Annotated in this window: 15 protein-coding genes and 1 riboswitch; of the genes, 10 read left to right on the plus strand and 5 right to left on the minus strand. The window is 70.3% G+C overall.

The features are described 5' to 3' along the window. Window positions 1-234: 234 nt before the first annotated feature. The 3 genes from CEK66_RS02520 to CEK66_RS02530 form a co-directional block, all read right to left on the minus strand. A complete protein-coding gene (locus CEK66_RS02520; protein WP_152235846.1) occupies window positions 235-900 on the minus strand; it encodes an ion channel in 666 nt (221 codons plus the stop codon). A gap of 153 nt (window positions 901-1053) precedes the next feature. Next, window positions 1054-2931 (minus strand): phosphomethylpyrimidine synthase ThiC, encoded by a 1878-nt coding sequence (gene thiC / locus CEK66_RS02525; RefSeq protein ID WP_152235847.1) that lies wholly within the window; start codon window positions 2929-2931, stop codon window positions 1054-1056. A gap of 111 nt (window positions 2932-3042) precedes the next feature. Continuing rightward, window positions 3043-3143, minus strand: a riboswitch (TPP riboswitch). Between the two features lie 212 nt (window positions 3144-3355). Continuing rightward, the gene (locus tag CEK66_RS02530) at window positions 3356-5212 is read right to left on the minus strand and encodes a methyl-accepting chemotaxis protein (protein ID WP_152235848.1); all 1857 of its coding nucleotides are present in this window, start codon (window positions 5210-5212) and stop codon (window positions 3356-3358) included. A 367-nt stretch (window positions 5213-5579) separates the two neighbouring features. Between CEK66_RS02530 and CEK66_RS02535 the strand changes: the two genes are divergently transcribed. Continuing rightward, window positions 5580-7151 (plus strand): BCCT family transporter, encoded by a 1572-nt coding sequence (locus CEK66_RS02535; protein ID WP_017914891.1) that lies wholly within the window; start codon window positions 5580-5582, stop codon window positions 7149-7151. Between the two features lie 22 nt (window positions 7152-7173). Here the strand turns inward: CEK66_RS02535 and ggt are convergent, their stop codons facing one another. Beyond that, entirely contained in the window at window positions 7174-8895 is a 1722-nt protein-coding gene (gene ggt, locus CEK66_RS02540; RefSeq protein WP_226978470.1) for a gamma-glutamyltransferase, read from the minus strand. A gap of 490 nt (window positions 8896-9385) precedes the next feature. Here ggt and ilvC point away from each other — a divergent pair, with 490 nt between their 5' ends. The 9 genes from ilvC to leuB all read left to right on the plus strand — a co-directional run bounded on the left by ilvC (window position 9386) and on the right by leuB (window position 18511). Then, the gene (ilvC, locus tag CEK66_RS02545; protein WP_010343386.1) at window positions 9386-10393 is read left to right on the plus strand and encodes a ketol-acid reductoisomerase; all 1008 of its coding nucleotides are present in this window, start codon (window positions 9386-9388) and stop codon (window positions 10391-10393) included. 43 nt (window positions 10394-10436) lie between these two features. Next, the gene (ilvG, locus tag CEK66_RS02550) at window positions 10437-12158 is read left to right on the plus strand and encodes an acetolactate synthase 2 catalytic subunit (protein ID WP_148829587.1); all 1722 of its coding nucleotides are present in this window, start codon (window positions 10437-10439) and stop codon (window positions 12156-12158) included. Next, entirely contained in the window at window positions 12142-12390 is a 249-nt protein-coding gene (locus tag CEK66_RS02555; RefSeq protein ID WP_017910519.1) for an ACT domain-containing protein, read from the plus strand. Before ilvG ends, CEK66_RS02555 begins: the two co-directional genes overlap by 17 nt. A gap of 156 nt (window positions 12391-12546) precedes the next feature. Then, on the plus strand, window positions 12547-13647 hold the full coding sequence (locus CEK66_RS02560) for a threonine dehydratase (RefSeq protein WP_152235849.1): 1101 nt from the start codon (window positions 12547-12549) through the stop codon (window positions 13645-13647). Then, window positions 13644-15200 carry a 2-isopropylmalate synthase gene (locus CEK66_RS02565; RefSeq protein WP_152235850.1) on the plus strand — a complete coding sequence of 519 codons (1557 nt, stop codon included), beginning with the start codon at window positions 13644-13646 and terminating at the stop codon, window positions 15198-15200. The genes CEK66_RS02560 and CEK66_RS02565 overlap by 4 nt, the downstream gene beginning before the upstream one ends. A gap of 84 nt (window positions 15201-15284) precedes the next feature. Then, window positions 15285-16700: a 3-isopropylmalate dehydratase large subunit gene (gene leuC / locus CEK66_RS02570; RefSeq protein ID WP_019801584.1), complete on the plus strand. Its 1416-nt coding sequence runs from the start codon at window positions 15285-15287 to the stop codon at window positions 16698-16700. Beyond that, window positions 16700-16882 carry a hypothetical protein gene (locus CEK66_RS02575; protein WP_152235851.1) on the plus strand — a complete coding sequence of 61 codons (183 nt, stop codon included), beginning with the start codon at window positions 16700-16702 and terminating at the stop codon, window positions 16880-16882. The genes leuC and CEK66_RS02575 overlap by 1 nt, the downstream gene beginning before the upstream one ends. Beyond that, a complete protein-coding gene (leuD, locus tag CEK66_RS02580) occupies window positions 16882-17460 on the plus strand; it encodes a 3-isopropylmalate dehydratase small subunit (protein WP_152235852.1) in 579 nt (192 codons plus the stop codon). Before CEK66_RS02575 ends, leuD begins: the two co-directional genes overlap by 1 nt. Then, on the plus strand, window positions 17450-18511 hold the full coding sequence (gene leuB / locus CEK66_RS02585) for a 3-isopropylmalate dehydrogenase (RefSeq protein ID WP_152235853.1): 1062 nt from the start codon (window positions 17450-17452) through the stop codon (window positions 18509-18511). The genes leuD and leuB overlap by 11 nt, the downstream gene beginning before the upstream one ends. Before the next feature lie 178 nt (window positions 18512-18689). Here the strand turns inward: leuB and CEK66_RS02590 are convergent, their stop codons facing one another. Beyond that, on the minus strand, window positions 18690-21626 hold the full coding sequence (locus CEK66_RS02590; protein WP_226978471.1) for a ligand-binding sensor domain-containing diguanylate cyclase: 2937 nt from the start codon (window positions 21624-21626) through the stop codon (window positions 18690-18692). Between the last annotated feature and the right edge of the window lie 143 nt (window positions 21627-21769).

Genomic DNA, 21769 nt, shown 5'->3' on the forward strand with positions numbered 1-21769 from the left:
AAGTGTCGCAGATGCGGCGGCGACGCAGCCACGTACGGCTCGCAGCGAGAGCCAACGAGCAAACTCGGCAAAGCGAGGCAGCGGATGCCGCCAAGCACTGCATGTCACTGGATTCTACTCTAGTCATCGCCGCCGCTAGCCGCGACGACGCATTCAGGCTCTCTCTCCGCCGACGAAATTCACATAATCGCTCCATGACTGCGCGCCCCTGGGCGCGCTTTTTTTACGCCACGTTCACGTCTTCATGTAGCGTGTGACGCTGAGCCCAATCAGTCGCGACACCACCAAGGCGATGTACATCACGCCGGCGAACTGTTCGATCATCACCAGCGCGCGGGCGAACGGCTGCACCGGCACGACATCGCTCAGGCCCACGCCCGAGAGCACGCTGAAGCTCAGATACAGCAATTCCATCCAGGTCCGCGGCGAGGCCGCGTCCACGGCCGCGGTGAAGCTGCCCGGCAGCCATTGCTGGCACACCGCGAAGACGAACGCGAAGGCCCAGGCCAGCAGCGTGAAGGTGGCGCCGGCCGCATAGAGCTCGTCGCGAGTGACCACGTGGTCCTGCAGCATGTAGGCGATCAGGCTGCCGGCGGTATAGAAGTACAGCAGGCTTTCCAGCAACTGCGCCCAGGCGGTCATCGCCGGATTGCCGAGCAGGGCCGCGGCGATCGACAGCGCCACCGACGGCAGCGCCAGGCAACAGGCGATCCACAGCGCCGAGGGTCCGCGGTTGACCACCCACAACGCCAGCGCCAGCACCACGATGCCGAAGGCGCCGAACAGCGCGCGCCCGGCCGCGGTGTCCTCCATCCAGGGATACAGCAGCACGCCCAGCAGTTGCACCGCGAGCAACAGCGCGGACGGATGGCGACGCAGCGCGAACGCATAGCGCAGCATGAGACATTCCCTGTGGCGACCAGCGCGCATGATAGACGTGCGTGTGCATGGCGCCGTCGTCACGACCGAAGATGCCGGCCGCACCTGCCATGCGAGCGCACGGCAGGCTTGGCGTTGGACCGGCGCGTGCGCACACGTGCAGACCTCGACAGCTCACTCGGCGCGGTACACCTGCGCGCCAGCCGCCAGGAACTGCGCCGACTTCTCGGCCATGCCGGCCTGCAGCGCCGCTTCCGCGTCGACCCCGTGCTCGGCGGCGTAGTCGCGCACGTCCTGGGTGATCTTCATCGAACAGAAGTGCGGTCCGCACATCGAACAGAAATGCGCCAGCTTGTGCGCGTCCTTGGGCAGGGTCTCGTCGTGGAACTCGCGCGCCTTCTCCGGATCCAGGCCGAGATGGAACTGGTCGTCCCAGCGGAACTCGAAGCGCGCCTTGGACAAGGCGTTGTCGCGCACCTGCGCGCCGGGATGGCCCTTGGCCAGGTCCGCGGCGTGCGCGGCGATCTTGTAGGCCATGATGCCGTCGCGCACGTCGGCGCGGTTGGGCAGGCCCAGATGCTCCTTCGGCGTGACGTAGCACAGCATCGCGGTGCCGAACCAGCCGATCATCGCCGCACCGATCGCCGAGGTGATGTGGTCGTAGCCGGGCGCGATGTCGGTGGTCAGCGGCCCCAGCGTGTAGAACGGCGCCTCGCCGCACTCGCGCAGTTGCTTGTCCATGTTCTCCTTGATCAATTGCATCGGCACGTGGCCGGGGCCCTCGATCATGGTCTGCACGTCGTGCTTCCAGGCGAGCCTGGTCAGTTCGCCCAGCGTTTCCAGTTCGCCGAACTGGGCGGCGTCGTTGGCGTCGGCGATGCAACCCGGGCGCAAGCCGTCGCCCAGCGAAAAGGCCACGTCGTAGGCCTTCATGATCTCGCAGATATCCTCGAAGTGGGTGTAGAGGAAGTTCTCGCGATGATGCGCCAGGCACCACTTGGCCAGGATCGAGCCGCCGCGCGAGACGATGCCGGTGACGCGCTTGGCGGTCAGCGGGACGTAGCGCAGCAGCACGCCGGCATGGATGGTGAAGTAGTCCACGCCCTGTTCGGCCTGCTCGATCAGGGTGTCGCGGAAGATTTCCCAGGTCAGTTCCTCGGCGCGGCCATCCACCTTCTCCAGCGCCTGGTAGATCGGCACGGTGCCGATCGGCACCGGCGAGTTGCGCACGATCCATTCGCGGGTCTCGTGGATGTGCTTGCCGGTGGACAGGTCCATCACCGTGTCCCCGCCCCAGCGGATCGCCCACACCAGTTTCTCCACTTCCTCGGCGATGCCGGAACTGACCGCGCTGTTGCCGATGTTGGCGTTGATCTTGGTCAGGAAGTTGCGGCCGATGATCATCGGCTCGCTTTCCGCATGGTTGATGTTGCACGGCAGGATGGCGCGGCCGCGGGCGATCTCGTCGCGCACGAACTCGGGCGTGATCTGCTGCGGGATGGCGGCGCCGAACGCTTCGCCGGGATGCTGCATGCGCAATTGCGCATCGCGCAGGTCCTGCAGGCGCTGGTTCTCCCGAATCGCCACGAACTCCATTTCCGGGGTGACGATGCCGCGCCGTGCGTAATGCATCTGGGTGACGTTGGCGCCGTCGCGGGCGCGTCGCGGCAGACGCCGTGCCGGGAAGCGCACCGCCTGCAGGCGCGCATCGTCCTCGCGCGCGCGCCCGAACTGCGAACTGAGCCCGGCCAGCGCCACGCTGTCGCCGCGCTCGGCGATCCAGGCGGCGCGCAGCGGCGCCAGGCCGGCGCCGAGATCGATCCGCGCCTGCGGGTCGGTGTACGGCCCGGACGTGTCGTAGACGGTGATCGGGGCATTTTCCTCGCCGCCGAACACGGTGGGCGTGCGGGTCAGCGCGATCTCGCGCATCGGCACCTGCAGATCGGCGCGCGAGCCCTGCACGAAGATCTTGCGCGAACCGGGGATCGGGCGGGTCACCGCCGCGGACAAGGTGTCGGTCTGCTGCTGCAGCGGATTGGGTACGGCGTTCATCGGCGTTCGTCCTGGTTCAAGTGACCCGCAGGGGAAGCGGGACGGGTGCGAGCGGACTCGCATCTCGGACGAAGCGGCGGCGCGGGCCCGCCCCGGACGCGCACGCGCCCGCAGCGGACTTGCGAAGCTTCCCTACGCCGGTATCAACCGGATCAGGTTCGAAGGGACTGTCTCAACCGCGGCCTGCGCCGGCGGTACCCCCGCTTCTGCGGCTATTAGACCCGTTTCCGCCGCTCGCCGCCAACCAATGCGGCTGAACGCCGGCACAGCCGCCGCGCGCATGTGTCAGCACCGCCACACGCGGCGGCGCCGGCGACAAACCGCAGCCACGTGGCCTGCCTAGCCTGCGCGCACAAGAATCAGAGCTCTCTCTCATCGCCGCCGGCACTGCCGGCGGCATTTTTTTGCCAACGCGCGCGCCGGCTCATTCCAGCATGTAGGCCACGCGCAAGCCGCCCCAGTGGCGCCCGCGGACATGCACCGGCACCGACAGGTCGAACAGGATCTGCCCGGTATCGCGCCGATACACCTGCAGCAGATAGGGCTCGGTGTGGCGGCCGACATTGCGGCCGACCCGGTCGGCGAAGATGCGCTTGCTGCGGTTGCCGACCAGGTCGCGCGCGCGGTCGCCACTGAGCGGCTGGCTGAAGCGCAGATTGTGGGTCGGCACGTAACCGTCGACGTTCGCGCAGATCGCGAACACGATCCACGGATGCGCGGCCAGCAGCGGCTCCTGCAGCGGCGGCAACAGCTCGTCGCACAACGCATCGAACGCGGTGCGGTACTTGGGCGGGTCGATGCCGGGGATCGGCACGTACTCGGTAGAGAACAACGCCTCCTCGCCGATGCGCCCGCGCATCAGCGCTGCCTCGAAGGCCAGGCCGACGCTGACCGCAGCGGCCTGGGCCAGATCGCGCACGCGCGCATGCCGTGGCTGGCGCATCGGATCGGCGGGCAGCCGGAACAGATTCACGCAGTCGTGCAGGGTGTCGCTGCCCGCGGCCAGGTCGGCGCTGCGCTGCACCACCTGCGCGGCGTGCTGCAGATTGCTGCGGCTGAGTCCGACCACGTGCTCGATGGCACGGTCGATGCCGCCGATCTCTCCGCTCTGCGTGGCGATGCGGCCGGCCACCGCCTCCATCGCCGCACTGGCGCGGCCGAGCAACGCGCCGATGCCGCCCAGCACCTGCTCGGTGCGCTGCGCCGAGGCCGCACTGTCCTGCAGGGCGGTGCCGGTCTCGCCGATGATGCTGCGCACGTCGCGTGCCGCGGTGGCAGCGCGTTCGGCGAGTTGCCGGATTTCGGTGGCGACCACCGCGAAACCGCGCCCGGCCGGGCCGGCATGCACTGCTTCGATGCTGGCGTTGATCGAGAGGATGTTGGTCTGGAACGCGACCGCATCGATCACCTCGATGACCTGGTTGGCGCGCGCCGAACGCCGCGCCACCTCCTGCATCGCCTGGCCGAGGATGCGCGCCGCCTCCACACCCTGGCGGGCGCTGTCGTCTGCGCTGGCCGCCACCGCGATCACCGCGCGCAGGTCGCGATCCATCTCGTGCAGGCTCTGCAGCAATTGCCGGGTGGTGGCGAGCACCGTCTGCAGCGCATCGAGCTGGGTCTGCGATTGCCGCGCCAGTTCGTCGTTCTCGGCGACCACGTGCGGCACGTCGGCGGCGATCTGCAGCGATAGCGCCACCGCCTGGCGGATCGCCTCGGCCAGGTTGCCGAAACCGGCCGACAGGCGCCGCCCCGGCATCGCCTCGGCCTCCTGCGCCGACAGCGGCGTGTGCAGCCCCAGATCCAGATCGCAGCCGGTCAGCCGCTCGCCGACCCGATCGAGCAGCGCCTGCGCCGTCACGCCCTCCTGGATCCGCTGCGCCACCGCCTGCAGCGCCGGGCTGGTCGCACCCTGCGGCTGGCCCTCGGCGAGCAGCGCGACGTCGCGCAACAGTGCCGCGGTTTCCGGATGCGGCAGCGACAGCAGCCAGCCTTGACCGCCACGATCGCGGTCGCGCTGGTAGCGCACGCGGCGCGCGGGATCGCCCCCCGGCGCCTGCCAACTGCCTTCGCTGTCGACCAGGGCGGACAGCGGCAAGCCCCAGACCGCCTCGCTGGCGGCGCCGAGCAGCGTTTCGGCCGAGACGCCCAGCAGGTCCAGGGCGGCACGGTTGGCGGCACTCACGCGACCGTCGGGCTCCAGCCGCAACAGCGCGATCGGGGCATCCGGCAAACCGGCAATGGGCGCGGCGTCGGCATCGGGACTGCGTGAGAACAAGGCCATCGGCGTCTTCCTCAGTGCTGCGGCCATGGTATCGGCTCCTGCCGCGCCCTCGCAGCGACACACGCTCCAACCGGGATCACCATCATGCAAGGGATGCGCATCGGCAGACCTGCCGACGACACGACCATGACGTCGTCTTCGCGAACATGGGGCCATCGCAACGCCCGACCGCTCCTGGATTTGGCGCCAAACGTTCGATGTGGCGCGACCGTGCAGTGCACCGGCACTGCGATGCGGCAGGCCACACGCCATGGGCGCGACGCGACGCCGGTGCAGACCCGCTGCGTCGTCTCCCCGCCCGTTTGCCGTGGGTCGGTCTGACGGCCGTAGCGCCTCTCATCCGTTCCACGACTGGAGACACGCCCCCATGGTGTTTCGCATTTCCATCGCCTTGGTGGCGCTGCTGGTCCTGATCGCCGGCGTTGCCCCCGGCCCCTTCAATGACGTGGTGCAGACCGCGCTGACGGACGTGATCCGCAGTGCCGGCTGGCTGTACCTGCTGATCGTGTTCCTGACCCTGAGCTTCCTGCTGTACCTGGCGTTCGGTCGCTTCGGCAACCTGCGCATCGGCGGCGAAGACGCCGAGCCGGATTTCTCGCGCGGGAGCTGGCTGTCGATGTTGTTCGCCGCCGGCATGGGCATCGGCCTGGTGTTCTGGGGTGCGGCCGAGCCGATCTCGCATTTCCTCAAACCGCCGGAGGGGCTGGCGCCGGAGAGCATGCAGGCGGCACGCGCGTCGATGCGCTACGCCTTCTTCCACTGGGGTCTGCATCCCTGGGCGGTGTATGCGCTGATCGGCCTGGCGATGGCCTGGTTCCAGTACAACCGTAACGGCCGCGGGCTGATCAGCGACATCCTGCAGCCGGTCATCGGCCGCCATCACCGCGGCTGGATCGGGCAGTGCGTGAACATCGCCGCGGTGGTGGCCACCGCGGTCGGCGTGGCGACCACCCTGGGCTTCGGCACCATCCAGATCGCCGCCGGCGTGCAGCGCGTGTTCGGCGTGCACGCCGGGGTGCCGTTGCAGTTGACGGTGATCGGCGTGGCCTTCGTGCTGTACATGCTGTCCACCAGCACCGGTGTGGAACGCGGCATCAAGTGGCTGTCCAACATCAACCTGGCGCTGGCGGCACTGCTGCTGGCCGCGGTGCTGGTGCTCGGCCCCACCGGCTTCATCTTCGACACCTTCACCACCACGCTGGGCGCCTACCTCAATCAACTGGTGACGATGAGCCTGCGCATGTCGCCGTTCTCCGGCGACCGCTGGGTGGCCGACTGGACCATCTTCTACTGGGCCTGGTGGATCGCCTGGGCGCCATTCGTCGGCGCGTTCATCGCCCGCGTCTCGCGCGGCCGCAGCGTGCGCGAATTCGTCGTCGGCGTGGTGCTGGCGCCGACCCTGCTCGGCTTCCTGTGGTTCTCGGTGTTCGGCGGCACCGCGCTGTGGTCGCAGCTGTTCGGCCACGTGGACATGCTGCAGGCGCTGCACAACGGCTACGAGACGGTGCTGTTCACCCTGTTCGACAGCCTGCCGGGGTCGCTGCTGCTGTCGAGCGTGGCGTTGTTGCTGCTGATGATCTTCTTCGTCAGTTCCGCCGATTCGGCGGTGCTGGTGCTGGCCAGCATGTCCACCGACGAGGCCGGCGACCCGCCGCTGGCGCGCAAGCTGGTGTGGGGCGTGGCGGTGGCGCTGATCGCCGCGGTGCTGTTGCTGGCCGGCGGCCTGGATGCGCTGCAGGGCGTGATCACCATCGCGGCGCTGCCGTTCGCCTTGCTGATGGTGCTGGTGATCGTATCGCTGTACCGCGTGCTCGATGCCGAGTCCAACCGCCAACGCCGCCAGGCGCAGCGCGCCAGGCACATGATCGAGGCCTGGATCGCGCGCGAACAGGCGGCGCGGGACGACGCAGACGCGGCGGCGCCCCGCGCACAGGAATGAACGCCGCCGCGCGCGGCGTCCCTCAATAACCGGCAGCCTGCCCGTCCTTGCGGCTTTCCGAAGCGCCGTAGTACACGCCGCTGTCCGGGTCGCGCGCGATGGCCTGGTAACCGCCGTACGGCCCGTCGGCGAAGATCACCCGATGGCCCTTGCGCATCAGTTCGCGGATGGTGTCGTAGGCGAAGCCGGTTTCCAGGTTCAGTTCGCCGCCGTCGCGCATCGCCGTGGCCTGCCCGGTCGGCTCGGTGGAGCCGTCGTGCTGGATCCGCGGCGCGTCGCCGGCCTCCTGCAGGTTCATGTGAAAGTCGATCAGGTTCATCAGGATCTGCACGTGGCCCTGCGGCTGCATCGCCCCGCCCATCACCCCGAAGCTCAGCCACGGCTTGCCGTCCTTGGTCACGAACGCGGGGATGATGGTCTGGAACGGACGCTTGCGCGGCGCGTAGCCGTTGGGATGGTCCTTCTGCAGCACGAACATCTCGCCGCGGTCCTGCAGGATGAAGCCCAGCCCCGGCGGCGCCATGCCGCTGCCCATGCCGCGGTAGTTGGACTGGATCAGCGACACCATCATGCCGTCGGCATCGGCGACGGTCAGGTAGATGGTGTCGCCCTCTTCCAACTGCTTCGGCGTGCCCGGCTGCACTTCCTTCAGCGCGCGGTCCATCGAGATCAGCGCGCGCCGCTGCGCGGCGTAGTCCTTGGAGATCAGCCGCGCCAGCGGCGCCGGCTGGAACGCCGGGTCGGCGTAGAAGCGCGCACGATCGGCGAAGGCCAGCTTCTTCGCTTCGGTGAACAGGTGCACGTGCTCGGCCGAGCCGAACGGGATCTTGGAGAAGTCGTAGCCCTCCAGGATGTTAAGCATCTGCAGCGCGGCGATGCCCTGGCTGTTGGGCGGCAGTTCCCACACGTCGTAGCCGCGGTAGTTGGTGGACACCGGCTCGACCCATTCGCCGTGGTGGCTGGCCAGATCCTCGTAGCGCAGGAAGCCGCCGTTGGCCTTGAAGTAGGCATCGATGGTGCGCGCGATCGGGCCCTTGTAGAACGCGTCGCGGCCGCCGTCGGCGATCTGCTGCAGGGTGTCGGCCAGGTTCGGGTTCTTCCACAGCTCGCCCTTGCGCGGGGCGTGGCCGTCGATGGTGAACTGCTCCTTGAAGCCAGGGTACTGCGACAGCCGCGGCACCGAGCGATCCCAGTAGTAGGCGATGGTCTCGGCCACCGGATGGCCGTCGCGGGCGTAGCGGATCGCCGGCGCCAGGTTCTGCGCCATCGTCCTGCGCCCGAAACGTTCGTGCAGCGCGAACCAGCCATCGACCGCACCGGGCACCGAGACCGGCAGCGGACCGGTGGCCGGGATCTCCTTCAACCCGCGGCGCTGGAACTCGGCCAGGGTCAGCGCCTTCGGCGAACGGCCGGAGCCGTTGTAGCCGTACAGCTTCTGCGTCTTCGGATCCCAGACGATGGCGAACAGGTCGCCACCGACGCCGTTGCCGGTCGGCTCCATCAGCCCCAGCGCGGCATTGGCGGCGATCGCCGCATCCACCGCCGAGCCGCCCTCACGCATGGTCTCCAGTGCGATCTGCGTGGCCAGCGGCTGTGAGGTGGCGGCCATGGCGTGCGGGGCGATCACTTCCGAGCGCGTGGCGAACGGCTGGCCGGTGATGCGGTCGGCGGCCTGCGCCGGCACCGACGTCGCCAGTGCCAGCGCGAGCGCCAGGCGCGCCAGGGAAGGAAGCGAAACGGACATGCGCGGCTCTCCGGAGAACAGGGGACGCCCACCGTACCCGAGTGCGGCGGGTGCCGCCGCGCAGGCGCTCACATCGCGCCATCGCAAAGGCCGGATTTCCGCGCAATTGGCGCCATTCGTCGCCTGCCCCACCTCCGTTTCATGCGTAACCATGCAGTGCTGGCGCGGCTTTTGGCACATTCGCCCGCGGAGGCCCGCAACACAGTTGACAGTCGCGCAAAGCCCATGGTTATCTCGCTGCATGTTGCAGCGCCACACCCGCCCGAAGTCGACCCGCCAGCCCGCCGCGTTGCGCGCGGACGCTGCTGCGTCGCTCCTCGTACTCGTGCTTATTACCTCGCCCACAAGTGCGGGACGAACCGGCGTGTAAGCGACAAGCAGCCAGGATTCGATCAGACCCCGCACCGGCAACGGCGCGGGGTTTTTCGTTTCAGTGACCACGAATGCAAGACCCCTCTCCACTCCAACACCGTTCAAGGACATCCGCACAATGACCAGTTCCGCCCAGCCCACCACCAAGATCGCCATCGTCGGTTACGGCAGCCAGGGCCGCGCGCACGCGCTGAACCTGCGCGAGTCCGGCTTCGACGTCACCATCGGCCTGCGTGCCGGCGGCCCGACCGAAGCCAAGGCGCAGGCCGACGGCTTCGTGGTGAAGAGCCCCGCCGAGGCGGTCAAGGACGCCGACCTGGTCGCGGTGCTGACCCCGGACATGGTGCAGAAGAAGCTGTACGAAGAAGTGCTGGCGCCGAACATGAAGCAGGGCGCCTGCCTGCTGTTCGCGCACGGCCTGAACGTGCACTTCGACATGATCAAGCCGCGCGCCGACCTGGACGTGGTGCTGGTCGCGCCGAAGGGCCCGGGCGCGCTGGTGCGCCGCGAGTACGAGATCGGCCGAGGCGTGCCGTGCATCTGGGCGGTGTACCAGGACAAGAGCGGCAAGGCCGAGCAGTTCGCGCTGGAGTACGCCGCCGGCCTGGGCGGCGCGCGCGCCAACCTGATCAAGACCACCTTCAAGGAAGAGACCGAGACCGATCTGTTCGGCGAGCAGGCGGTGCTGTGCGGCGGCGCCTCGTCGCTGGTGCAGGCCGGCTTCGAAGTGCTGGTGGAAGCCGGCTACCAGCCGGAAATCGCCTATTACGAAGTGCTGCACGAACTGAAGCTGATCGTCGACCTGTTCTACGAAGGCGGCATCACCCGCATGCTCGAGTTCGTCTCCGAAACCGCGCAGTACGGCGACTACGTCAGCGGCCCGCGGGTCATCGACGCGGCCACCAAGGAGCGCATGCGCGACGTGCTGACCGACATCCAGAACGGCACCTTCACCAAGAACTGGGTGGCCGAATACGACGCCGGCCTGCCGAACTACAAGAAGTTCAAGCAGGCCGACCTGGACCACCCGATCGAAACGGTCGGCAAGCAGCTGCGCGCCAAGATGGTGTGGCTCAACGGCGACGCCGCTGCCGCACCGGCCGCCGGCGGCACCAAGGCCGCGTAATCCGCGGCTCCCCCACCCGCTTCCACCGAAAGGTCGCCACCGTATGAACTCCTCCGCTCACGGCACGCCCCGCAACGGCGCGCGCTGGCTGACGCAGGCCCTGGAAGCCGAAGGCGTGGACACGCTGTTCGGCTATCCGGGCGGCACCATCATGCCGTTCTACGACGCGCTGGTAGACAGCCAGCTCAAGCACATCCTGGTCCGCCACGAACAGGGCGCGGCGCTGGCCGCCAACGGCTACGCCCGCGCCAGCGGACGGGTCGGCGTGTGCGTCGCCACGTCCGGTCCGGGCGCGTCCAACCTGGTCACCGGCATCGCCGATGCGATGCTCGACTCGGTGCCGATGATCTGCCTGACCGGGCAGGTCGCCACGCCGCTGCTGGGTACCGACGCGTTCCAGGAACTGGACGTGTTCGGGCTGACCCTGCCGATCGTCAAGCACAGCTTCCTGGTGCGGCACGTGGACGACCTGCCGCAGGTGCTGCGCGACGCGTTCCGCATCGCCCGCGAAGGGCGGCCGGGGCCGGTGCTGATCGACCTGCCCAAGGACGTGCAGCTGGCCGATGCCGCGCATCTGCCGGCGCACGTGCCAGCGGCGGTGCCGACCCCGCCGGCGCCGCAGGATGCGGTGCTGGCCGAGGCGCTGGCGGCGATCGCCGGCGCCGAGAAGCCGGTGATCTACGGCGGCGGCGGCATCGCCCTGGGCGATGCGGTGGACGCGTTCCGCGCGTTCGTCGACGCCACCCGCATCCCCACCGTGCTGACCCTGCGCGGCCTGGGCGCATTGCCGCACGCGCACCCGCATTACCTGGGCATGCTCGGCATGCACGGCACCCGCGCCGCCAACATGGCGGTGCAGGAGTCGGATCTGCTGATCGTGGTCGGCGCGCGCTTCGACGACCGTGCCACCGGCAAGCTGGCCGAGTTCGCGCCGTTCGCACGGGTCATCCACCTGGACGCCGACGCCTGCGAGATCTCCAAGCTGCGCCAGGCCGACATCGCCGTGCCCGGCGACGTGGCGCAGGCGCTGCGTGCGCTGTCCGCGGCGACCAGCACCTGCGAGGCCTGGCACGCCCGCTGCGTCGGCCATCGCGAGAAGTTCGGCGCGCGCTACGACGCGCCCGGGCAGGACATCTATGCGCCCGGCCTGCTGAAGCGGCTGAGCGAACTGGCCCCGGCCGACACCGTGATCGCCTGCGACGTCGGCCAGCACCAGATGTGGGTCGCCCAGCACTGCCGCTTCAACCACCCGCGCAACCACCTGACCAGCGGCGCGCTGGGCACAATGGGCTTCGGCCTGCCGGCGGCGATGGGCGCGCAGTTCGCCTGCCCCGACCGCACCGTGGTGCTGGTCAGCGGCGACGGCAGCTTCATGATGAACGTGCAGGAGCTGGTCACCATCGCCCGCTGCAAGCTGCCGGTGAAGATCGTGCTGCTGGACAACAGCTCGCTGGGCATGGTGCGGCAGTGGCAGGAACTGTTCTTCGCCGAGCGCTACAGCGAGATCGACCTCTCGGACAACCCGGATTTCGCCGCGCTGGCGCAGGTGTTCGGCATCCCGGCCAAGCGCATCACCGCGCGCGGCCAGGTCGACGACGCGCTGGCCGAGCTGCTGGCGCAGCCGGGCCCGGCGCTGCTGCACGTGGCCATCGACGCCCGCGCCAACGTGTGGCCGCTGGTGCCGCCGAACACCGCCAACAGCACCATGCTGGAAAGCAATCCCGCTGCCCAGCGCCAGGAGACGACACATGCGTTACCAGCTTGACCTGGTGCTGAAACCGATCGACGGCGCCCTGCTGCGCGCGATCGGCATGGCCGAACGCCGCGGCTTCGCGCCGATTTCGATCAGCGGCGCGCCGGTGGCCGAGGACGCCGGCCGCTGGCACCTGCAGCTGGTGGTGGACGGCAACCGCCCCGGCGAGACCTTGCGCTTGCAGATGGAGAAGGTCTACGACTGCGAATCGGTGCGCGTGACCGCGCTGGATGGGGTGGTATGAGGCGGTCGGGACCCGGGGCCCGGGACTCGGGACCCGTGGCGGTCGCCGCGGACGTCAGGCGCAGCGCGAGACGCGCGAAAGCCAGGACTGCGCGGAGGTGTCTTCTTCCACGGAGGTCGCTTCTCCGGGAACCCGCTTTTCCCGGGTCCCGAGCGCATGTCTAACATCCCCGCCCCGCAGGACCCGGACGTAGGCCATGTCGCGGTCAGCGTGGCCGACGTACTGGCCGCGCAGGCGCGGCTGCGCCGCTATCTGCCGCCGACGCCGGTGCATTACGCCGAGCGCTTCGGCGTCTGGCTGAAACTGGAAAACCTGCAGCGCACCGGCTCCTACAAGGTCCGCGGTGCGCTCAATGCGCTGCTGGCCGGGCTGGAACGCGGCGACGAGCGCGCGGTGATCTGCGCCTCCGCCGGCAACCACGCGCAAGGCGTGGCCTGGGCGGCGCACCGCCTGGGCGTGCAGGCGATCACGGTGATGCCGCATGGCGCACCGCAGACCAAGATCGCCGGCGTCGCGCACTGGGGCGCCACGGTGCGCCAGCACGGCAACAGCTACGACGAGGCCTTCGCCTTCGCCCGCGAGCTGGCCGAACAGAACGGCTACCGCTTCCTGTCCGCCTTCGACGACCCGGACGTGATCGCCGGCCAGGGCACCGTCGGCATCGAGCTGGCCGCGCACGCCCCGGACGTGGTGATCGTGCCGATCGGCGGCGGCGGCCTGGCCTCCGGCGTGGCCCTGGCGCTGCGCTCGCAGGGCGTGCGCGTGGTCGGCGCCCAGGTCGAAGGCGTGGACTCGATGGCGCGGGCGATCCGCGGCGACGTCCGCGCCGTGGATCCGGTGCCCACCCTGGCCGACGGCGTCAAGGTTAAAATCCCCGGGTTCATCACCCGCCGGCTGTGCGCCAGCCTGCTCGACGATGTGGTGATCGTGCGCGAGGCGGAACTGCGCGAAACGCTGGTCCGCCTGGCGCTGGAGGAGCACGTCATCGCCGAGGGCGCCGGCGCGCTGGCCCTGGCGGCCGGGCGCCGCGTCGCCGGCAAGCGCAAGTGCGCGGTGGTGTCCGGTGGCAACATCGACGCCGGCGTGCTGGCGACGCTGCTGTCGGAGGTGCGCCCGCGCCCGCCGCGCAAGCCGCGCCGCCGCAGCGCCGAGCGACTTCGTAGCCAACGTCCCGCCCCGCCCGCTCCTGCCCGCATCGCCGCGTCCCCGCATCCCCATCCGCAAGCCAACGCCGCCGTAGAGGAACCCATCTGGTGAACACTTCCGTTTCTTCCCAGACCCCCCGCATCCGCATTTTCGACACCACCCTGCGCGACGGCGAGCAATCCCCCGGCTGCAGCATGACCCCGCCGCAGAAGCTGGTGATGGCGCGCGCCCTGGCCGAGCTGGGCGTGGACATCATCGAGACCGGCTTCCCGGCCAGCTCGCAGTCCGACCGCGAGGCGATGGCGCTGATCGGCCGCGAAGTGCGCGGCCCGACCCTGGCGGTGCTGTCGCGCTGCCTGGCCGCCGATATCGAGACCTCGGCACGGGCGCTGGAAGCGGCGGCCAATCCGCGCCTGCACGTGTTCCTGTCGACCAGCCCGCTGCACCGCGAGCACAAGCTGCGCATGACCCGCGAGCAGGTGCTGGAGTCGGTGCGCAAGCACGTCGCGCTGGCGCGCCAGTACGTGGACGACGTGGAGTTCTCGGCCGAGGACGCCACCCGCACCGAGGAGGATTTCCTGGCCGAGGTCGCCAGCGTGGCGATCGCCGCCGGCGCCACCACCATCAACCTGCCCGACACGGTCGGCTTCACCACCCCGGAAGAGATCCGCGGCATGTTCGCGCGGATCATCGCCAGCGTCCCCGGCGCCGACCGCGTGGTGTTCAGCGCGCACTGCCACAACGACCTGGGCCTGGCCGTGGCCAACTCGCTGGCCGCGGTGGAAGGCGGCGCGCGGCAGGTGGAATGCGCCATCAACGGCATCGGCGAGCGCGCCGGCAACTGCGCGCTGGAAGAGATCGCGATGGCGCTGAAGGTGCGCAACGCGTTCTACGAACTGGACACCGCGATCCACACCCCGCGCATCGTCGCCACCTCGCAGTTGCTGCAGCGCCTGGTCGGCATGCCGGTACAGCGCAACAAGGCGATCGTCGGCGGCAACGCCTTCGCCCACGAGTCGGGCATCCACCAGCACGGCATGCTGCGCCACCGCGGCACCTACGAGATCATGCGCCCGGAAGACGTGGGCTGGGAGTCCTCGCAGATGGTGCTGGGCCGCCACAGCGGCCGCGCCGCGGTCGAGCAGCGCCTGCGTGCGCTCGGCTACGTGCTGGACGAGGCCGAACTGAACATCGCCTTCGACGCGTTCAAGGCGCTGTGCGAACAGCAGCGCGTGGTCAACGACGCCGACCTGCAGGCGATGATGCAGGACGCGCCGGAGAGCCAAGGCTACCGCCTGTCGTCGATGACCGTCAGCGACCGCGGCCAGCGCGCCAGCGCGCAGGTCGAGCTGTCCGATCCGGACGGCCAGCGGGTCAGCGAGCGCGCCGAGGGCGACGGCCCGGTGGACGCGCTGTTCGCCGCGCTGTCGGCCGCCACCGGCGTGCAGCTGGTGCTGGACAGCTACCAGGTGCACAGCGTCGGCATCGGCGCCGACGCGCGCGGCGAGGCCAACCTCAGCGTGCGCCACGGCGAGGTCGAGTACGACGGCACCGGCACCAGCCGCGACATCATCGAGGCCAGCGCGCTGGCCTGGCTGGACGTGGCCAACCGCGTGCTGCGCCAGCGCCAGGCGGCGCCGGCCGCCGCCGACGCGATGGCGTGAGCGGCCACGCCGCGGTCATCGTCCTCGTGCACGCTCGCCTTCGCTTGCCCTCCCCGCCCAGCTTTCCTGCCAGGTAGTTCCGCAATGTCCGCCACTCCCCGCACCCTGTACGACAAGCTGTGGGACGCGCACGTCGTCGTCCCCGAAAGCGCCGCCGCCCCGGCGGTGCTGTACATCGATCTGCACCTGATCCACGAGGTGACCTCGCCGCAGGCGTTCACCGAGCTCAAGACGCGCGGCCTGGCGCCGCGCCGGCCCGACCGCACCAAGGCGACGATGGACCATTCCACGCCGACCCTGCCGCGCGGCGCCGACGGCAAGCTGCCGTACTACACCCCGGCCTCCGAGGCGCAGGTGGACATGCTCGCGCGCAACTGCGCCGACTACGGCATCGAACTGTTCGACATGGGCTCGGACAACCGCGGCATCGTCCACGTGATCGCGCCGGAGCAGGGCTTCACCCAGCCCGGCATGACCATCGTCTGCGGCGACAGCCACACCTCTACGCATGGCGCGTTCGGCGCGCTGGCGTTCGGCATCGGCACCAGCGAGGTCGGCCACGTGCTCGCCACGCAATGCCTGCTGCAGCGCAAGGCCAGGACCATGGCGATCACCGTCGACGGGCCGCTGGCGCCGGGCGTCGGCGCCAAGGACGTGATCCTGCACATCATCGGCGTGATCGGAGTCAACGGCGGCACCGGCCACGTGCTGGAATACCGCGGCTCCACCATCGAAGCGATGGACATGGAGCAGCGCATGACCCTGTGCAACATGTCGATCGAGGCCGGCGCGCGTGCCGGCATGGTCGCGCCGGACCAGGTCACCTTCGACTGGGTCGCCAACACCCCGCGCGGCCCCAAGGGCGCCGACTTCGACGCCGCCGTGCAGCGCTGGTCGGAGTTGCGCAGCGATCCCGGCGCGCGCTTCGACGCCGAGGTGCACATCGATGCGCGCGAGATCCGCCCGACCCTGACCTGGGGCACCCACCCCGGCACCGCGATCGCGGTGGACGTGCCGATCCCGGCCGCACAGGATCCGGCGGCGCAGAAGGGCCTGCACTACATGCACCTGGAAGCCGGGCACGCGCTGATCGGCACGCCGGTGGACGTGGTGTTCGTCGGTTCCTGCACCAACGGCCGGCTCAGCGACATGCGCGCCGTGGCGCAGGTGCTGCGCGGGCGCAAGGTGGCGCCGCACGTGCGCATGCTGGTGGTGCCGGGTTCGGAGATCGTCAAGCGCCAGGCCGAGGCCGAGGGCATCCACGAGGTGGTGCGCGCGGCCGGCGCGGAATGGCGCGAGTCCGGCTGCTCGATGTGCATCGCCATGAACGGCGACCTGGTGGCGCCGGGACAGCTGGCGGTGAGCACCAGCAACCGCAATTTCGAGGGCCGTCAGGGCCCGGGCTCGCGCACCCTGCTGGCCTCGCCGCTGACCGCGGCCTGGGCGGCGGTGAACGGCAAGGTCAGCGATCCGCGCGCGCTGTTCGCGGAGGTCGCGTGATGGCGTCGCACATCGCCGCGTTCGCGGCCACGCTGACCTTCGTCGCCACCACCACCCGCGCCTTCGCGCACCGCCACCAGCCGCTGCTGCCGCCGCACGTGCCGCCCGCGGCGCTGCCGCCGCCAGTGGCCGACGCCGCAGCGCCCGCCCCCGACTCCGTCGCTTCCCAGGAGACCCCGTGATGGCCGGCTTCGCCACCCTCACCTCGCGCAGCGTGGTGCTGCGCCAGACCAACATCGACACCGACCAGATCATCCCGGCGCGGTTCCTGTCCACCACCGAACGCGCCGGCCTCGGCCGCCACGCCTTCAACGACTGGCGCTGGCAGGCCGACGGCACGCCGAACCCGGAATTCGCCTTCAACCAGGCGCACAACGCCGGCCGCCATATCCTGCTGGCCGGGCGCAACTTCGGCTGCGGCTCCTCGCGCGAGCATGCGCCGTGGGCGCTGACCGACCTTGGCCTGCGCGCCATCGTCAGCAGCGAGATCGCCGACATCTTCCGCAACAACAGCCTCAAGAACGGCCTGCTGCCGATCGTGCTGGCCGAGGACGACGTGCAGACGCTGATGCAGCGCCCGGACGACGAACTGACCGTGGACGTGGCCGCGCGCGAGCTGCGCACGCCCGACGGCCGCGTCTACGCCTTCCCGCTCGATGCGTTCTCGCAGACCTGCCTGCTCGAAGGCGTGGACGAGATGGGTTACCTGTTGCTGCGCCAACCCGATATCGAACGCTACGAGGCCACCCATGCACGCTGACATCGTCGTCCTGCCCGGCGACGGCATCGGTCCGGAAGTCGCCGCCGCCGCGGTCGCGGTGCTGCGCGCCGTCGCCGCACGCCACGGCCACGACGTCCAGTTCCACGAACACGACATCGGCGGCATCGCCATCGACCGCCACGGCGAGCCCCTGCCGGAGGCGACGCTGACCGCCTGCCAGGGCGCTGACGCGGTGCTGCTGGGCGCGGTCGGCGGACCGAAGTGGTCCGACCCCAACGCCAAGGTGCGCCCCGAACAGGGCCTGCTGGCGATCCGCCGCGGCCTGGGCCTGTTCGCCAACCTGCGCCCGGTCAAGCCGCACAAGGCGGCGCTGGACGCCTCGCCGATCAAGCCGCACCTGCTGCAGGGCGTGGACATCGTGGTGGTGCGCGAACTGACCGGCGGCATCTACTTCGGCGACAAGACCCGCAGCGCCAGCGACGCCAGCGACCTGTGCCGCTACACCGTCGCGGAAATCGAACGGGTGTTGCGCAGCGCGTTCCGCCTGGCCCGGCAGCGCCGCAACCACGTGGTCTCGGTGGACAAGGCCAACGTGCTGGAAACCTCGCGGCTGTGGCGCGACGTCGCCGCACGCATCGGCCGCGAGGAATTCCCGGACGTGCGCCTGGAACACCAGTTGGTCGATTCGATGGCCATGCACCTGCTGGCCAAGCCGCGCGAGTACGACGTGATCGTCACCGAGAACATGTTCGGCGACATCCTCACCGACGAAGCCTCGATGCTGGCCGGCTCGCTGGGCCTGCTGCCGTCGGCCTCGCTGGGCGACGGCCGCATCGGCCTGTACGAGCCGATCCACGGGTCGGCGCCGGACATCGCCGGCAAGGGCATCGCCAACCCCTACGCGACCATCCTCAGCGCGGCGCTGCTGCTGCGCCACTCGCTGGGCCTGGAAGCCGAGGCGGCGGCGATCGAGCAGGCGGTGGATGCCGCGCTCGACGCGCAGGCGTTCACCGCCGATCTCGCCGCGCCCGGCCAGGGCATCTCCACCGACGCCGCCACGCAGGCGGTGCTGCAGCGCCTGCAGGCCTGATCCGCGGCGGCGCACCCGCGCCGGCCGTCTCCCGCCCGCCGCAGCGATGCGGCGGTGCGCAACGCCCCACTGCCACGCCCCACGCGCTTCGCGGCGCCTGCCTGGCGCCTGCGCGCGCTCCCCACACAACGTTCGTCGCCGCGCCACCGACGCGCTGCGTCCGGGTTGCGGCAGCGGCCTAGCCGACCACCCGATCGCGGCCTTCGCGCTTGGCCTGGTACAGGTGCTTGTCGGCCTTCACCAGCAGGTCGCGGCGGGTGCGCAGGGCCGGCGACAGGCAGGCGAAGCCGATGCTGGCGGTGAAGCGCACCGCGCGGCCGTCGTCGGCGTACAGCACCAGGTCGGCCACGCGCAGGCGCAGCGCGTCCAGGCGCGCGCGCGCCGCCTCCTGGTCCAGGCCGGGCAGCACCAGCAGGAATTCCTCGCCGCCATGGCGCGCGGCGAACGCCTGCTCGCCGAGGCTGTCGCGCAGCGCCTCGCCGACCCGGCGCAGCACCTCGTCGCCGATCTCGTGGCCGTAGGCGTCGTTGATCTTCTTGAAGTGGTCGATGTCCAGCAGCGCCACGCACAACGGCGTGCGCGCGCTCAGCGCCCGCTCCAGCGCCGTGTTGAGATAGGGATCGCCGGTGCGTCGGTTGGGCAGGCCGGTCAGCGCATCGTGCCCAGCCTGGTAGGCGAGCTTGCGCACCAGGTCCTCGCGTTCGAGATTGGCCAGCTTCAACGCCAGGTTCTTGGCCTTCAGCTCGTGGGTGCGCTCGGCGATGATGGTGTTGAGCCGGCGCTGGCGGCGCCGGTAGCGACGGCTGCGGCCGCGGTACCACCACAGGATCAGACCGGTCGCGCACAGCGCCGCCAGCACCACGAACGGCCAGCGCTCCCAGAACGGCGGCACCAGTTGCAGTTGCAGCGAGGCGCTGCCGATGCGTTCGCTGCGCGACCAGTCCAGCGGACTGGTCATCGCCTGCACGTCCAGGCGATAGCTGCCCGACGGCAGGTTGGTATAGACGGCTTCCTCGTTGCTGCCGGCATCGACCCACTGCCGGTCGAATCCCTGCAGGCGGTAGCGGTAGCGCACCTTGTCCGGCGAGCGGAAGCTCAGCCCGGCATAGCCGACCGCGAGCCGGGCGACACCGCCGTGCAGGCGGTACTCGCCACGCAGCGGCTGCGCCACGCCATCCACCTGTACATGCGAGATCACCAGCGGCGGCGCTCGCACGTTGCGCCGGCTCGGCAGGGCCGGATCGATCAGCGCCAGCCCGGCCGAGGTCGGGATCAGCAGCACACCGTCGCGGCTGCGCCAGCCGGCCGGTGCGCTGCTGCCGTTGCCCTGCCCGCCGGGCATGCCGTCGCTGCGGTCGACCACGTCCACCGCCAGGGTGCTGCGCTGGCCCGCGTCCAGCTCCGCCAGCCGCGCACGCGCGATGCGCAGCACGCCGCGGTTGCTGTTCGCCCAAAGATTGCCGTTGCCGTCGTCGAGCAGCCGGAACAGCTTGTCGCGCGGCAGACCGACGCTATGGTCGTAGATGCGCCACTGCCCGCCGCGCAGCCGCAGCAGGCCGCGGTCGCTGGCGACCCACAGGGTGCCGTCGGCATCTTCGAGGAAGTCGAAGGCGTTCTGCGCCGGGAAGCCCTGCCCGCTTGGCCGCGCCTGCAGCGTGCCGTTGCCCGCGAGCGTGGCGACGCCCTGATTGGTGCCGATCCACAGCACGCCGGCGCGGTCGCGGTACAGTGCCTGCACCTGTCGCCCGGGCAGGCCGTCGGCGCTGCCGTAGGCCCGCGTGCGATCGCCCTTGCGGTACAGCAGCCCCTCGTTGCCGCCGATCCACAGGCCGCCGTCGGCATCGGCCAGCAGCGCGCGCACCATGGAGTGCGGCACGCCCGCGGCCACGCCCAGGCGTTGCCGGATCGTGCCGTCGGCCGACAGCAGCAGCACGCCCTGGTCGTAAGTGCCCACCCACATGCCGCCGTCGCGGGCGGCGGCCAGCGCCAGCACCGATGGATCGCGGCCCGGCCGCTCGCTCAGCCGTACCGCGCGGATGCGGCCGCCCTCCCAGCGGTCCACGCCGGCGGCGTGGCCGATCCAGATCGTGCCATCGGCGTTCTGCTCGACCACGCGCACGTAGTCGCTGCCGAGCCCGTCCTGGCGGGTCAGGCCGCCGGCGTCGCCCTTGGCGACACGGAACAGCCCGTCGGTGCTGCCGGCCCACACCAGGCCCTCGTGGTCCTCGATCAGCGCGGGGCTGACCACGCCGGAGATCGACAGGACTTCGTCGCTGGCGCCGTTGGCGGTGCGCCGCAACAGTTGCCCGCTGGACAGGCTCATCCATAGCTGGCCGTCCTGGTCCTGCAGCGCGGCATCGACGCGCTGGCCGCGCCGCAGCCATTGCAGCTCGCCGTTGCCGCCGAGCCAGAACACGCCCTCGTCGCTGGCCACCAGCAGGCCGCCGTGACGGTCGGGGGTTAGCCGCCGGATCGAGGCGGTGCGCATCGCCGCCGTGCCCCAGCGTTGCGCCTGCGTGTCGTGCGCGGTCAGGCGGAACAGCCCCTGCGAGGTGCCCACCAGCACCGCATCGCGGTAGCGCAACAGCGCAGCGATGCGGGTCCGGCGCAGCCCCGCGGCGGTGCCGACATCGACCAGGCGGCCGTCGGCCTCGATCCGGAACAGGCCGTCCTCGCTGCCCACCCACAGCGCGCCGTCGGCATCGCGCAGCATCGCGGTGACCCGCAGGCGCTGCGCGCGCGCATCGCCCAGATGCTCCCAGCGCCCGGCGGCGTAGCGGAACACGCCGTCGTAGGCGGTGCCGACCAGCATGCCGCCATCGGTTTCGGCGAGCAGCGCGAACACGCCCGACAACTCCATGCCCGGGGTGTTCTGGCGATCGAAGACGGTGAAGGCGCGGCCGTCGAAGCGGGCCACGCCTTCCCAGGTTCCCACCCAGATCATGCCGTCGCGGTCCTGGGCCAGCGCGTGCACCAGGTTGTGCGGCAGCCCCTCTTCCATGGTCCAGCGCGCGATCACCGGACGGTCGAGCACGGCGCGCTCGGTCAGCGGCGCGGCCGGTTCGGCGCGCGCGGCGGCACTGGCGCAGCACAGCGCCAGCAGCAGGCATATCACCACGCCCAGGCGGCGACACAGCGCGTGCGCGCCGTCGCGACTATCGTGACGCCGATCCCCCTGTTCCATCCCTTTCCGAATCACACCTGCAACGGCGCGCGGGTACCCCCTGTGGGCAGATGGCTAATCTATCACCGCCTGTT

Origin of the sequence: Xanthomonas sp. LMG 12460, from assembly GCF_009192895.1 — a bacterium.
GTDB classification, from domain to species: domain Bacteria; phylum Pseudomonadota; class Gammaproteobacteria; order Xanthomonadales; family Xanthomonadaceae; genus Xanthomonas_A; species Xanthomonas_A sontii.